Consider the following 14,731-nt stretch of genomic DNA (forward strand, 5'->3'; position numbering starts at 1 on the left):
GTCCTTTCCGTGGACACTCCTAGGTTTTTTTCGTGAGCGAGGAATTGTTCTGGAGAAAGCTGATCTGACTCTGGAGTTGTCCGAGCAGCCCGTCGAGCGCGGCATACTGCAGGCGAAGCCGCGCCTCATATTGCGCGATGAGGTCTTCTTTTCGAGCGATCTCATCGGTCATCTCCTCAATCTGATCGGTAAGCCCCTTCTTCCTGAGAGTGAGCGCCCCGGATTGAATATCCGAAAGCGAATCCACCGCGACATTGACAAGTTGCGCCACCCCGACGCTGCCGGTTTGAGTCACGAACACATTTTTGACCGCGGCGTAATTCGAACTCAGCGCCGCGCTCAGCTTGGTATCTTCGACGGTCACCGTACCGTCACGCTCTGTCTTGAACCCGATGTCACCCGCCGACGCATACGTGGTCAATCCCGGCACGACGGAGGAGAGGGCGCTCTTCATTTGGCTGAGCACCGTCCGCACCGTCGGCTCGTTGAAAAAGATTCCACCCTCCTTGGAGGCGACGTCGTAGGTATTTCGCTCGTTGATGAACGTGACCACCTCGTTGTAGGCCGTCGCCAGATTCTTGATGCCGGTTTGGACGGCCGTCACATCCCGCGAGACATTGACCGAGACGGTGTCCGAACCGGCGGTCTTCTTATTCAGCGTCAAAACCACCCCGGTAATCGCATCCGTCAGGGTGTTGCTGCTGCGTTGGAATGTCATCGGGTTGAGCGCAGGGTCACCCACGACGATCACGGCGTCTTGAGCCGCTTGCAGTATATCGGGCCCTCCGGTTCCGCTGGCGTTCAGAAAGTCGAGATCGGTGTCGTCCGCCACGATCGTGATCCCGTTACTGGCGCCGGTACTGACGGCGGTCAATGCCAAGCGGTAGGCCGGAGTCGATTCGCTCCCCGTGTTGACCACCGAAGCCGTCACGCCGGCGCCGAGATCATTGATGGCGGTTTTGAGATCTTCGATCGTTGCCGTGGCGCTCAGACTGACGGTTTGATTCGTGCCGCTGCCGACGCGAAAGGTGAACGTCCCCGAGCCTCCGCTCACGATGTCAGTCGTCATGGACGCGACCGCCTTGGCCGCCTTATTCGTGATCTGGTGCGCTTGCGCCAGTTGCGTGACCTTGACGGTGTAGCTTCCCTGCACGGCCGACGGCGATCCCGTCGCGGTCAGCACGGTTGAGTCGCTGACCGACACGCTGGAACGATCAAAATTTGAGGGCAAACGCAATTTGTCGGCCGCGCTTTGGAGGGCGATCAACTTGGTGCTCAGCGTGGCGTAGTCAGTCGACTTCGAATTGAGCGTGCTCTTCTTGGCTGTGAGTCGCTCGACAGGGATGCGTGACGCCTTCACCAATTGGTCGACCACCTGACCGAAGTCCAGTCCGTTTCCCAGGCCGCCGAAACTTATCGTCGCCATACGCGCTCCTCGCGATCACTTATCCCTGCTCTTGCAGCAGCAGCCCTTTCGGGCTCGACAAGTACTTTTCCAACTCCAACAACTCTTCGGGTGGAATCTGGCGGATCACCTCGCCGGACTCCTGCTCGACCACCTTCACGACGACTCGTTCGGTTTCATCATCCACTCTGATCCTGAGCTGCGGGTTCGCCAGACTCAGAACCTCGTTGACCCTCGTAGCCGCCTCTTCGATTCTGGACCGTTCAGCTGATGCCCGGGGAGTTGAGCGCGCTTCTGCATCCTCTTTTCTTGCCTTCGGTTTTTGCTCTACCGCACCCGATGGTTCGCCCCCACGATTGCGTTCGACTCGAAGATCTGCCTTTGGTGTAACGCTGTATATCACGGCAGCCTCCACATAAATTCATCGGGGCCGCGCCCTCATGAAAAGGAGGCGCGGCCCCGATGGCCAGTGATTACTGGAGCAATGCCAGCGCCTGTTGCGGCAATGTATTCGCCTGCGCGAGCACGGCGATACCTGCTTGCACCAGAACCTGGTTTTTGGTGAATTGTGATGTTTCATAGGCGATGTCCGCGTCGCGGATCCGCGACTCGGCTGCCGTCAAATTCTCGCTCGACACCTCCAAATTCGCGATCGTCGCTTCAAACCGATTCTGGAGTGACCCGTACTCGGCGCGAGCGGTTGCCACAGAGCTGATCGCGCTGTCGATGTTGCTCAGCGCGCTCTGCGCATTGGCTGCCGAGGACACGTTCACGCTGCTGATCCCCAGCGCGGAAATCGTCAGCTGGTTCAGATCCATCGACAACGTGTTGCCCGATCCGCTCTTGAACCCGACCTGGATGCTGAAGCTGATCGAGCTCCCGCTGGTCAAGGCTTGCCCGTTGAATTCCGTCACCTGCGCAATGCGGTCGATTTCCGAACGTAGCGCTAAGAACTCCTGATCGATGTATGACCGTTCAGTGGCGCCCACCGTGCCGCTGGATGACTGCGACGCCAGTTCCCGGAGCCGGCCCAATAAGTTGCCGACCGTGGCGGCCGCGCCGTCGGCGATCTGCGTCAAACTGATGCCGTCCGATGAATTTCTCACGGCTTGGTTGATGCTGCGAATGTGCGCCCGCAAGGTTTCGGATAACCCGAGACCGGCCGCGTCATCGGCGGCGCGGGTAATGCGAAGGCCGGACGAGAGACGCTCAACCGAGCGACCCAAGCTCGCCGTGCTCACACCCAAATTGCGCTGGGCCGAGATGGATGCGGGGTTGTTGTTGACGATAATTGCCATAGCCCATTCCTCCTTGAGACAAAAACTTGACCAGCCTGTTCGCTTCCGGCATCCGTGCAGAAGCGCGTGCCCGACTCATCACTTTGAGCGGGTCTGGTTGCCTTATCGGCTGAATCAAGACGGACTTGAGCACCGCACCAATCGAGGACGAAGAGGCTGAGCCGCTGCTAACGGACACCAATCTGCCGTCATCATCGGACATCCAACCGCGGGAAAATTTCGTATTCCAAGAGATCCGCCACACGAACGAGGTCTGAGACCGCTCGCGCCTCCAGCAGCTGTTGCACCCAAGGTGCCAAGGCCGAGCCCCCGGCCCCCCCCTCCATCGTGGTCGAAGCCCCCTCGACGAATTCGAGGTAATCGGCCAACTGCCCCAGCCAGCCGTCGAGCCTGGACAGCGACCACGGTCCGAATCGCAACGTCGAAAGCAAGGCCGTCCCCTCCGTGCGCAGCGTAGCCGCATATTTCCTGATGGACCCTTCGGCAGCCTGTATAAGCTCCGGCATCGGCTGCGACACCGCCGTCAACTGCTGGAAGCGCCCGACCGATTCGGCGAGAAATGCAGGGTCCAAGTCGCGATCCGTAATCGTGCGCTGGTCGAGCTGCAATCTGGTGACGATACGAGCTCGGGCATGGGCGCGTTCGCTGACCTCCGTCAGGACATGTTCCATCGTCAGCGGCGCGTCGACTTCCCAGTGGTCTTGATCGAGCATGATCTGCATGGGTCGGTCTCCTCTCATTCGATACCGGCATACAATATAGGCATGTGTGACATCGGAGCGTCCGCCTCCGGCGCGGATGCGAGATGGGAGGCCACGAATTCCGTCTCCCGGCGCCACCGCTGATATGCCGCCGCATGATGTCTCGCCATTCGCTCCAGCCCTTGCACATTGTCCTGATGCAAAAGGCGAAGCGCCGCCGTGGTGAGCGGTTTGGTGGCCCACGTCGACGTGCCGGCCTGAGCAACCTTCTGCCGCTCCTCCGTTTGTGCCCGCTGCAGCGCTTGAATCGCCTGAACGGGAATCGGTGTTTGTCCGGTGAGCCGAACAATATGGTCGGCCCGTCGGCAGAGGCTGTGAAGCAGCGGCATCATTGTCCGAATACAGGACACTCCCTCGTCGTGGTTCGGAGCGGGGCGGTCGAAAGCCGGGAGTCGGCTCGGTCGGCCGGTGAACGACTCGTACCAGCGGCGACGCCAGAAGGCCGCATACCAGGCGACCGCTGCATCTTCGTGGCCGGAGACGAGTTCAAAACTCCCCAACTGATCCGCATCGATGCCCGATCGATATAAACGATAGCCCGGCACCGCCGCAGGCGGCGAACCCTGTCCCACCACATGCTGCATGACGGCGGCAACGGCATCGATTGGGATTCGTTCTTTACAGGCATGGTGCGAACAGACCTGCTCAAACCCGCAGGGCGCGCACTCCAGATCCGGCTGCATCACCCAATGCCCCGGCCCATACGGACCGGTCTCTTGAAAATCAACATGGCCGACCGATAGATCAATGACCGGAGTCTGCACGCCCACGGCCAAATGCATCGGTCCCGTGTCGTTCGTGAGCAACAACCGACAGTCCGCCAACAGCGCGACGAGCTGCGCCAGCGTCGTGTGCCCGGCGGCATTCTTCATCACGCTGCGCCCACCTGCCTCTCGATACGTCCGAATGACCTGGGCGATCGTGTCCTGTTCCGAGGAGGATCCGATGAACAGAATGCCGCCGTCCCACTGTTTGCTGAACCGGGCCAACGTCATGCCGAAATGCTGCGGCCGCCAGGCTTTCATGACGTCACTTGCCCCCGCCTGCACCGCGATCCATTCCCGCTCCGGCCCAGCCTGGCTCGACAGAAAACGCTTCGCCCAGTCCGTGCTTTCAGCCGGTGCCGCCACATGCAGCGGCGCAAACGCGCCCGGTCTGCTCCCGCCCATGGCATAGACATCGACGAGATTGAATCGGTTGATCCGGCGAATCTGATGGATATCCGTAAAGTACGCCATCCAGGGATTGTCGATGACCGTCCCGCCGTCCCACGCGCTCCGTGCGCCTCGGATATCAGGGGCGCCGACATACTCAGCCAACAGGGCGCTGGGCCGGTTGAATGTCAGATTGACGATGCGGTCGTAGCGGCGCTGACTCAAATCTCCGGCCCATGTCGCGACCTCTCGATACAACACCACGGTATCTTTGACGCAGGCGCGGCTCTCATCGATCAATGCATGAAAATCATACGCCATGATGTCACGCAAGCCGCTCAGCATGGAGGCGACGGGGGCAAATTGCCGATCGACCACGAGGTCCACCGCCACGTCCGGCCATTCTTCACGGAGCCGTGCCAACAGCGTGCCCATCTGCACGAGATCGCCCATGCGGGTGATGTTCACAATCAATACTTGTTTCATATCCAATCTGTAACGGGCGCGTGTTTCACGTTTCGAGTTTCAGGTTTCAAGTTCAACGAGAACCATGACACGTGCAACTTGAAACTTGCTTTCATACGAGATCCCTCGTTTCCGTGCGATAACTGTCCAGCATCAAGATCAGCAATTCTTCTCGCGCCAGTTCCCGACCGGCGCCGTTCGCCTTGATCCGGGCTGCCACATCTTTGAGCTCCACGCGTTGGTTGGGCGGAAATCCCCGGAGCAGCGCCGCAAGCTCGGGGGGCGAGTCGGCGCGCTGAGCCAGGGCGCCGGCGTTGCGATCGCCCCGCACCATGGCTCCTATTCGATCCGGCTGGTGCATGCCGATCACCGCCAGCAGCTCGCTCATGCGATGCGCGTACGTATGCTGCTCCAGCACACGGCGGCGCGCGGCGGCGGCGATTTCACGCCGTCCGGATGGATCGGCAAGCCAGGCACGGATGAGTGACGGAACATCGGCCGCCGCGGTGAAGCGGACCATCTCCTTGGAATTGAACAGATCGGGGAAGAGCGCTCGCTCGTCGACCAGCTGAAACGCGCCGCACGCAGCCAATTCAAACGTCCGAGGATTGACGAAGTCCGCCTCTGGGTCGAGTCCGTCACCGGCACAGGAATGAAGATTCAGATTGACGGCCGTGGCGTTGAAGACTTTGATGCAGGTCTCCGTATCGATGCGGGCGCCGCCGCGCTGAAGCACCGAGAGAAGAGCATCCGCGCCTTCCCATTCATTGCCCCACAGTTTGAATGACCAGTCCTTCGACAACCATGCCGGGAGCACCGTGCGCCGGTTGGCGTAGCCGGCTCCGACGAACGACACATCGGCGCCATATTCGGTCTGTTCAGACTCGGTGAGCTCCAGGGGGCGATGCAAGGCGGGATCGGCGGCCATCGGCAGATAGTTGACCCGGCGAGCGCCCGCTCGCATGAGCGCGTCGACGCACGACGCTTGCTGGATGACGAACCAATAGTCGTACCCACCCGCCAACTGCTGCCAATAGGTCAGATGCCGGTAGTTTTCGACAAACCATATCGCGGTCAAAAATTTCTTCTTGCGCAGATGCTCGAGCACCGCGAGATTCAGCGGCGCCTGCGCGAGCGCCAACACAAGATCCGGAGGGTCTTCGGCGAGATGCGTCACCACACCCAAACTCAGCAAATCGGCAAACCGGCTTTGCATGGTCAGGCGATGCCTTGGTTCCCGGCCGGAGGCAAACAGATCGTAACTCGCCCGATGCGGACTCTGATCCAACCAGCTGACCCGATGGCCCAGCGACTCCAGCGCCGCGACCGCATAACGTGCGATCGGAAGCGAACCGCCGTAGATGGGTCCGACGACTGCGACATGAAGCCGGCCGCTCTGCTTGGCCAGAACGATCCGACGAACTTCCGTCTCCAAATCACGATGGGCCTCGCCGTGCAGACACGCAGCCGGCTTATACGTCATGAATCGGAGCGGCCCCGACTGCGCGGCCAGTTGCTCGGCCATGGCCACCGATGTTCCCCAGACCCATTCAACCCTGGTGATCCAGGCCTCCATCGACCTGGTCGATGCGGCATCGTTGAACTCGGCCACATTGGGCACGACGACCGCCAGCATCGCTCCCTGCGGCTTCAGCGCGACCAAGGCTTCGACGTGATAGAGCAAACCGACACCGAGCACGACCCCGAGTTCGCCCGCTTTCCACTCGAGCAATTGCGCTTCGGCCCACGCCCGGGCTTCTTTACGCGGATCGTATCCGCTGTGAACCCATCGACCTTCATGCGTCGCCGATGGACTCCCCTCCCGGGAAGGCACGACGGTCAGCAGACCGCCCGAGTTCTCCCGCGTGGCCTGAACAAGGGCCGGAAACCGCGTGCGAAGGCCTTCGAGATTCTGCACGAGATAGTTCATGAAAGGGCCGGCTCCAGTTCATGCCAGAGCGCTTCCCGTTCGCGCGGGGGGATGGCTGCTTGACCGACCGGCGAATAATAAGCCCCCCACGTATCACAGTGGCTTGTCCATACAGTCCAGCCGATCGGCGCCTGATATCCCTGTTCGCATATCGCGGCAATGGTTTCGTCGACCGGCCAATAAGAGGGTGAAGCGTGAAAGGCAGAGGGTGAGGCGACAGGCTTCGATTCTTCATTTCTAGGGTTCACGTCGAACGCTTCACGTCGAACGTCCTCGGCCTGCCACACCACATGATGGAAACCATACGGCCCCGTTTCATGAACCCGTGCCCGCGCAAAATACCACCCGATCACCGGCCTGCCGAGCGCCGCCGCGAGATGCAGAGGACCTGTGTCCGAGCCGACCACGCGATGGCAACGAGCGAGAATGGCGGCGAGCTGCGACAGCGAGGTGCGACCCGTCGTATCCCAAATTCGACCCAGCGCCGAGAGAGGCACCGACGCTTGAATCTCGGCGGCTCGTTCACGCTCTGCTCCGACAAGCACAACACGGCCCTGCGACGAAGACGCAAGAAATGCGTTGATCCACCGGCGCCAGACCTCTGCGGGCACACACCGCTCGGCCTCCCCTGCTCCCACGATGAGCGCGATCCACGGAGCGCCTCGTTTGCCGATCGGCTCCAAATCGTCAGGCAATCGGACAACCGGAGGATCGAGCGTGACGACATATCCCGGCGGAGAGACTCCACAGAGCCCGCAAAAAGCATCGGCCAGATGCACACGTTGCCCCAGCCGCCGCTGCGCCACGGCGCGTACGTAGGCGGCCCAGGGTGTCAATGCCTCGCCCAGCGGCCCATGCAACAATGGTCCTTTCATCTCTCGAGCCAATAAGGAGCCTGTCACCAGCGCCCGGCGATGTTGATTGAGAACATAGGCGCAGTCATACCGGTCCGGCGCCAATGCCGCCAGCGCGGTCTCGATTTCCATAAGATGATCGGCTCGCAAATCCTCCTGGACGGCCATCGCACGTCGCTGCCAGGCCGCTCCATCCCACTCAAGAACCTTCCCAAGGCCCGGCAATAGCCGTCCCACCTCAGCGAGATGTGAGGGACAGAGAAGATCGAACTGCGTCTCGGGATGACGCGCGCGGAGTTGCGTCATCGCCGGCAACGATTGCACCAGATCTCCCAATCGGGCCAGTTGTATGACGAGTGCGCGTGACATTCTTCCTGTCTTTGGTTCGCCCTTAAGCCGATAGCGGACAGGGCACAGTGCCGCGCATCACGAATGCGCGGCTTCCATGGTGGATACGGCTTGTTTTCTAGAGATCGCTTGCCCGAGTTCACTCAAGCCGTCATACGTGGGCGCCAGTGCGCGCAGGATGTCGTATTCTTTCTGCGCAGCTTCGATTTCCTCTCCTCGAACCAGCACACCGGCCAGCGCAAAACGAACCGCCAAGTCGGCCGGGTTGCGCAACAGGTACTTGCGCAAATACCGGCTCACCTCATCCCACCGGTTTTGTGCCGTACCGGCGCGCAAGAGCCAATGAACGGCCTCGGCATCATCCGGATATTCCTCCAGCACTTGCAGAAACCGTTCCCAAGCTCCCTGCGTATAGGCGCGGCCCAACGAGGCCATCCCCATCCCCATCAGACATTTTTTACGATTGGCCCCGCCACGTAATGCTGAATCGAATGCGGTCTCGGCTGCCTCGTATTGTTCCCGCTGCATGCATAGGACGCCGTTCAGCAACTGTCCTTCCGCATGACTCGGGGAGGACGAGAGCAAGATCCGGAGCTGTTCCTCTGCTCCCGGCACGTTCTTCTGCTCCAGCAAGGTCCGGATCAGCGCGAGCCGCTCTGCAGGCGCCTCGACCAACTCCAAATAGCGCGAGAGAAACTTGGTTCGACTGATCGGTTCTTGGAGACGCTCGGCCACCTTCGCGCCCCAGGACAGCACAAACTGGTCGTTCGGCCAATCGTCCGCCGACCGTAGTTCACGTTTGACGGATTCCCAATCCTGCTTCAGCGCGGCGGTTTGCGCCGCCGCCACATGCGCCCAAACGGCTCCATCCTTCACATCTTCCAACGGCACGATATCGCCGCCCAGTTGCCCATTACGAAAGATGCGTTGTAATTTGCACCCACCGACGTAGAAATGCAGGTCTTCATCGGCCGCCCACCATTGCCCCTCCCACCGCTCCAAAAAGCGCATCGCGTTTGCGTCGTCGTGAATCTTCCTTCCCGCAGTTTGGCTTTCGAGATGAAGCACGACGCTTCGGGGTTGATAGACGACCGCGTAGCCGCGCTCCCGCACTTTCAGGCACAGATCCGCATCTTCGAATCCGTTCACGTATCCTTCGTCGAACCCGCCCACTTCCTCGAACAACGATCTCCGGATCAGCAAACACGCGGCCGTGACGATTTGGAATTCACGCCGTTGATTGACGGCCGGATGGTCGCCGGGGAAGGATTTGCAGAAATGATAGGGCAGGCGCTGCTCCAGGTCCCGAACGACGCCGGCATGTTGCACCGTGCCATCGGGATACAAGAGCTTGCTGCCGACGATGCCCACCTCCGACTGGGCCTCCGCTTCGGACACCAGCGAGGAAAGCCAGCCCGGCTGTGGAATCGTGTCATTGTTCAAGAACACCAGGTATCGGCCGCGCGCGGCTCGCGCTCCTTGGTTGCAGGCCTTTGCAAATCCCTCATTCTTCTCATTTCTGATAATTTGCACGTCACCGTTGAGTTCGGCAAGAAACTCCTTGGTTCCATCAGTTGATCCATTGTCCACGACGAGGACTTCATATTCCGGCTGATCCTTGATCCGCGCCAAAGCCGTCAGGCAATCTTTCGTCAATTCCAGACGATTCCACACGGGCATGATGATAGAGCAGACGTAGGACTTCTCGGACGCGTCGGCATGGAATCGTCGGAGATGCCGCTGCTGGCTTTCCCGCACACCGGCAATGAGCTCCGCATAGGGCGCATACTTGCGGTAGATGATCTCGGTTGTGCGCCGATAGGTCTCTCTGGTCGCGCTCGTCATGGAACTCCCGTCGTCGCGCCAGGTGAACTCCGCCGTCGTCACAGGCAGGTGCTTGAACGGAAACCGGGTGGCCATTCTGATCCAAAGATCCCAATCCTCGTGCGCGAACAGCGATTCGTCGAAGCCCCCCACCTCGTCCAAACATTGCCGCGCATGCATGACACACAATACGGGGAAATAGTTGCTGACCAGAAGATCGGCCGGACTAAACTCATTCGAGTACGGCACGTCTCGCGCGATCTCGACATACCGGCCGTCGATCTGTCGTTCATGCACGCGCCACGCATCGGTGTAGGCGATACGGCATTCGTGGCGATCGAGATACGCGACCAGCGTTTCCAGATGATTCGGGAGATACCGATCATCATCGTCAAGATAGGCCACGTACGCGCCCTTCGCCGCGCGCAATCCGCTGTTGCGCGCCGCCGCCAACCCCCGGTTTCGATCATGGCAGATCGTCGTGATGCGGGATCGATCGGCGCAGGTGGCGACGACGGACTCCACCTCGCAGCCCGCGTCGTTCACCACGATAATTTCGAAGTCCTGATAGGTTTGCGCGACCAGACTGGCGAGCGCCGTCTTCAGACGCTCCGGTCGATTGTATGTCGGCACGATGACGGACACTTTTGGAATGCGTGTAAAAGGAATGGGCGCTGAGTCGGCGGTCCGCTGGCAGGCCCACACTTGATAGATCGGGATCAGATTCATGGAACGCGCGTCGGCCGGGGTCGGAGCCGGTATGTATCGAAGATTCGGCACTTCGACATGAATGCGCTCGAGCCCCAATTCCGCGAACCCTTCGCTTGTCAGCAAGGCGCGGAGTTGCTCTTCGGTGACCCAGTCTTCGACCGGCTGATTCGGCGGCGCGATCGTCTTCCACCGCTCCCACATTTCGCCCCGCGGAGTCGTGAGGATGAGATAGCCCTCGGGCTTGAGGAGCTGGGCCAGCTGCGCCAGAAACTGTTCCTTTTGTCCATGCGGGACATGCTCGATTACCTCCGAAGTCAGGACGACATCGTAGGGCGCAAAGTCGGGCCGACTCAGCACACTCTCCGCCATCCCCGCTTCAAACCGCAGATGGGGAAACAGCGCGCGCGCGTGCTCGACGACGCCGGCGACCGGCTCGACGCCTTCACAGGTCCCGTACATCGTGGCAAGCTGGGTCAGCCAGCCGCGCCCGCAGCCGATGTCCAACATTCTCAACCGCTTGTTCGGCTCCTGCCGGCGTACGCGGCGAAGGATGTACTCCAGGAAGGCCGCGATCTTGCTCCACCGCGCCGCTTCGTCGGCGTTCGGATGGGGCGTAGACCAGGCCGGAGCATTGACGAACAGATTCACATAAAACGCGTCTGAATTCATGACCACTCCGTTGGCCTGCTTCGCCGCATCTCGTATCGGCGGCCCGCCGAATTCGGGCTCGACTCGGCCTAATCGTCTCGCGAATGCCTTCCGTTGCGCAGTCGTACGCTCAACCAGGTCTGGGGGCATCCTATACGATCTGGTCATGTGCCCCGTTTCAATCAGTTCTATCCATCCCTCCAACACAGCAGCCCATTGACGACACGCGTCCCAATGCGCGTAGCCCGCTTCACCGAGCGCTCGGCTCAATGCCGGTTCTCGCATCAGCAATTCGACGGCCCGTCGGAAGTCGACTAAGGGAATCACCACACCGCCGGCATGTTCCTGCGCGGCGTCGCATTCGGGTGTTGCCATCCACGGCAATCGATGGCTCATCGCTTCAAGGATGCACAGCGGAGAAGCCTCCGCATGCGAGGGCACCACCAGGACATCCGCCGCTCGCATGGCCGCGGCGACGCCCTCGGACGAAAGCCCTGGAATAGAGAGCACCTCCGGCCGGCCTGCCAGCACCCGCCGGACGCGGGCGACATACTCCACGTCGTCCGTCTGGTGGCCGACCAAAACGAGTTTCGCCCCTTGCGGCACGGACGCAAACACCTCAAGCAACCCCACGTGGTTTTTGACCGGATAGAGGTTCGCGACATGGAGGACGACGAAGGCGTCGGGCGCAATGCCGTACTCCTTGCGAAACTCCGTGTGGGACTGCTGGGCCGGGACACCGTTCGGTAAATAGATCGTCTTGAGACCATGTTGACTGAAGAATGACGCATCACAGCCTTGCTCCGACAACACCACGAGATGATGGGCGCGAGCCGCCAGCCGAACCACAAGGTCTGTGGCCTGTTTCATGCCGGGCAATAAGTCACAGATTTGTTTATTCAACGTCGGCTGAAAGATCAGCCGGGTCTTCTTCGGCAACAATCCCGTCATGGCTCCATAGAACAGACCATTGACCGGTGCGCCCACCATCACGCAGGCATCGTATTCTCCTAAACTGATGAGCCGCTCCACTTCCAGAGCACAGACGTGAATCGTCCCTTCTTGGCGATCATGAGGCGACAGGGTCATGATCGAGAGCCCTCTGTGGGTCGTGAGGTGACGATCGGGATTCGGGTAAGTCGCAATATCGACGCGATACCCACGACCTACCAATCCGACTCCAAGCTCTTCCGCGACGCGCTCCACACCTCCGATTGACGGCCAAAAATGCGGCGTCACGATCAACGCCGATTTGGTCGGCGCTCCGTTCTGTTTTTTCGTGACGCGGTCCGCGACCATGGGTGTTGAATGCCGATCGCGTTCGCCCTTCCACTTGACCTGTTCAATCGGGATTGGCCCGTGCACAGGCAGCGCCTGTCGCGCAGCGCTATAGGGTTGCGTCAACGGGGGATCCGTCAACAACAGCCGTCTGAACACGTCCAGTTCGTGAAGACCGTAGACGCGGGCATCCTTCTCGCGATCAGCCGCCAGCGGCGCGTTGATGATCCCATGCGCGGCCCCCAACAAGGCAAAGAGCTGGAGTGGATCGCCGCTTTGGCGATAGGCATCCGCCTTGCGACGGATGTCGGAGGTCAGGACATTCCATTGCCGAACGTCTTTTTCATACATCGTCTTGTAGCGCCGGTAGATGCTGTCAACCGTGTAGGCCGTGCCATGACGACCCTTCACATCCGGATGGAGGATCCAGTGAATGCCGCGACGGCCCATCTGCTCCAGAAGATCCATCTCGCTGGCCTTGACATCTTGAAACGCCAGCGACCTCATGAGCGCCGTTCGATAGATCTTGACTCCCTGGATCGGCAAATCGCGATCGTCGTCGAACAGGTGGAAGCAAATCATGCCCACATCGTCGGGCGCGGCCGCCATGACCGCCTCCATTGAGGCGACGGCATCCGGCTGTAAAATCATGTCTTCGTCCACTTGGATGAAGTAATCGGTCCGACAATCCGTAATCATCCGTTGAGCCGCGGCGCTGAAGGGGCAGACGTTTCGAATGATCTCTAACCCGAACCTCGTGCCCCGCTGCGCATCCAACGCCGCTTTGCATGAGGAAAAGACAGGATCGTCTACCGTCAAGACAAACACCGTTGTCTTTGATTCCATCATGCCGGCTGGACGAGGAATCGGGACCGCCCCGCCCCTCGATTCTGATGATTGCGCGATGCCGTAGTCCGGTTGTTCCCCCGATTCGATCCAGCGGAGGGTGTCCGCCAATCGCCTCTCACTCGTATGGTATCGTTGCATCTTGCGTCGAGCATTCGCCGCGATGCGTCCGGCTAAAGCGCGGTCGTTCAGCACTCTCTCGAGACAGGCATCGAGCGATACTGCATCGTTCGGCGAGAAACACAGGATCTCCTCCCCTTCAATGAACAGTGAGTTATTGAGCGGACGACCAGCTACCTGATAGGTCAGCACAGGACGGCCGGCCGCCATACCTTCATAGACTCGACCTCCGTAGAATTTCGCTAAGCTCGGCAGATTCACGATGGCGGCCCACTGCGGGAGCTGCGCCATCCATTCCCTGAACTCACCTTCACGCACCTCCTGCAACATCGCGACATAGTCTGCCATCCGCTGGCCCGTCATAGGCGCCGGGTCGGCTACGCGTTTGAGTGCCGCCGCTTGCAGCTGGTCGAACGAGGTCTGATATTGGCTCTGTGGCATGCCCGGCCCCACGAAGGTCATGTGGGCTCGCAACCGTTCGTGCTCAAGCCACGTTCGACGAGGCCCATACGGATGGCCGTGGAACACGCCTGTGGAGAAACGAGGCTCCGACTCAGCCGGGACGATGAACCGCTCGGGCACCATCGTCGGCCACCATAAAGAGCGAATGCCGGCACGCCGCGCCAAGGGTTCGGTGTCCCGCTCATCGGGTACCAGCACATGCGTGAAGGCTCGGGATTGTTCGGCCACCGTCTGCATCCTGGTCCGAAGATGTCCGGCCCATGCATAATCGGTTTCATCGTAAGTCAGCGACTCCATGACGATCCCGACACGAACCGGCGTCAGGCCCGAGATCCACTCGAGCACGGGTGCGGTCAAAGGGGAATGAACAAGCCAAACCCAAACTTGATCGAAACGTCGGCAGCCGGTGACGGCCCTGGCCTGTTCCAGCCATCGATCCGGAGACAGAGACGTATTCGCAAACAATGGGATCGTCGTACAGGTTGCGCCGGCTGCCCGTAATCCTTCGGCAACACCGAAACAGGCTGGATAGGTCCAAGCCCTGGCCTGAGTCCATGTCGGAAACTCCAACTGCAGCAACAAAATCTGCGGTGATGATCGATGATTCATGGGTGCTTGTCTTTTCCG

Annotated in this window: 8 protein-coding genes; all 8 read right to left on the minus strand. The window is 60.3% G+C overall.

Annotated features, from left to right (window positions below):
• Nucleotides 1-19: 19 nt before the first annotated feature.
• Nucleotides 20-1,426 (minus strand): flagellar filament capping protein FliD, encoded by a 1,407-nt coding sequence (gene fliD / locus COMA2_RS00660; protein ID WP_090893742.1) that lies wholly within the window; start codon nucleotides 1,424-1,426, stop codon nucleotides 20-22.
• Between the two features lie 19 nt (nucleotides 1,427-1,445).
• Entirely contained in the window at nucleotides 1,446-1,808 is a 363-nt protein-coding gene (locus tag COMA2_RS00665; RefSeq protein WP_175304297.1) for a flagellar protein FlaG, read from the minus strand.
• 70 nt (nucleotides 1,809-1,878) lie between these two features.
• The gene (locus tag COMA2_RS00670; protein ID WP_090893746.1) at nucleotides 1,879-2,703 is read right to left on the minus strand and encodes a flagellin N-terminal helical domain-containing protein; all 825 of its coding nucleotides are present in this window, start codon (nucleotides 2,701-2,703) and stop codon (nucleotides 1,879-1,881) included.
• A 191-nt stretch (nucleotides 2,704-2,894) separates the two neighbouring features.
• Nucleotides 2,895-3,425 carry a hypothetical protein gene (locus COMA2_RS00675; protein ID WP_090893748.1) on the minus strand — a complete coding sequence of 177 codons (531 nt, stop codon included), beginning with the start codon at nucleotides 3,423-3,425 and terminating at the stop codon, nucleotides 2,895-2,897.
• Between the two features lie 14 nt (nucleotides 3,426-3,439).
• On the minus strand, nucleotides 3,440-5,104 hold the full coding sequence (locus COMA2_RS00680; RefSeq protein WP_090893750.1) for a glycosyltransferase family 9 protein: 1,665 nt from the start codon (nucleotides 5,102-5,104) through the stop codon (nucleotides 3,440-3,442).
• 91 nt (nucleotides 5,105-5,195) lie between these two features.
• Nucleotides 5,196-7,013 (minus strand): CgeB family protein, encoded by a 1,818-nt coding sequence (locus tag COMA2_RS00685; protein WP_090893752.1) that lies wholly within the window; start codon nucleotides 7,011-7,013, stop codon nucleotides 5,196-5,198.
• Entirely contained in the window at nucleotides 7,010-8,236 is a 1,227-nt protein-coding gene (locus COMA2_RS00690; RefSeq protein WP_090893754.1) for a glycosyltransferase family 9 protein, read from the minus strand. The genes COMA2_RS00685 and COMA2_RS00690 overlap by 4 nt, the downstream gene beginning before the upstream one ends.
• Before the next feature lie 57 nt (nucleotides 8,237-8,293).
• Entirely contained in the window at nucleotides 8,294-14,713 is a 6,420-nt protein-coding gene (locus tag COMA2_RS00695; protein WP_090893756.1) for a glycosyltransferase, read from the minus strand.
• Nucleotides 14,714-14,731: the final 18 nt, after the last annotated feature.

The organism is Candidatus Nitrospira nitrificans, assembly GCF_001458775.1.
Taxonomy (GTDB): Bacteria; Nitrospirota; Nitrospiria; order Nitrospirales; family Nitrospiraceae; genus Nitrospira_D; species Nitrospira_D nitrificans.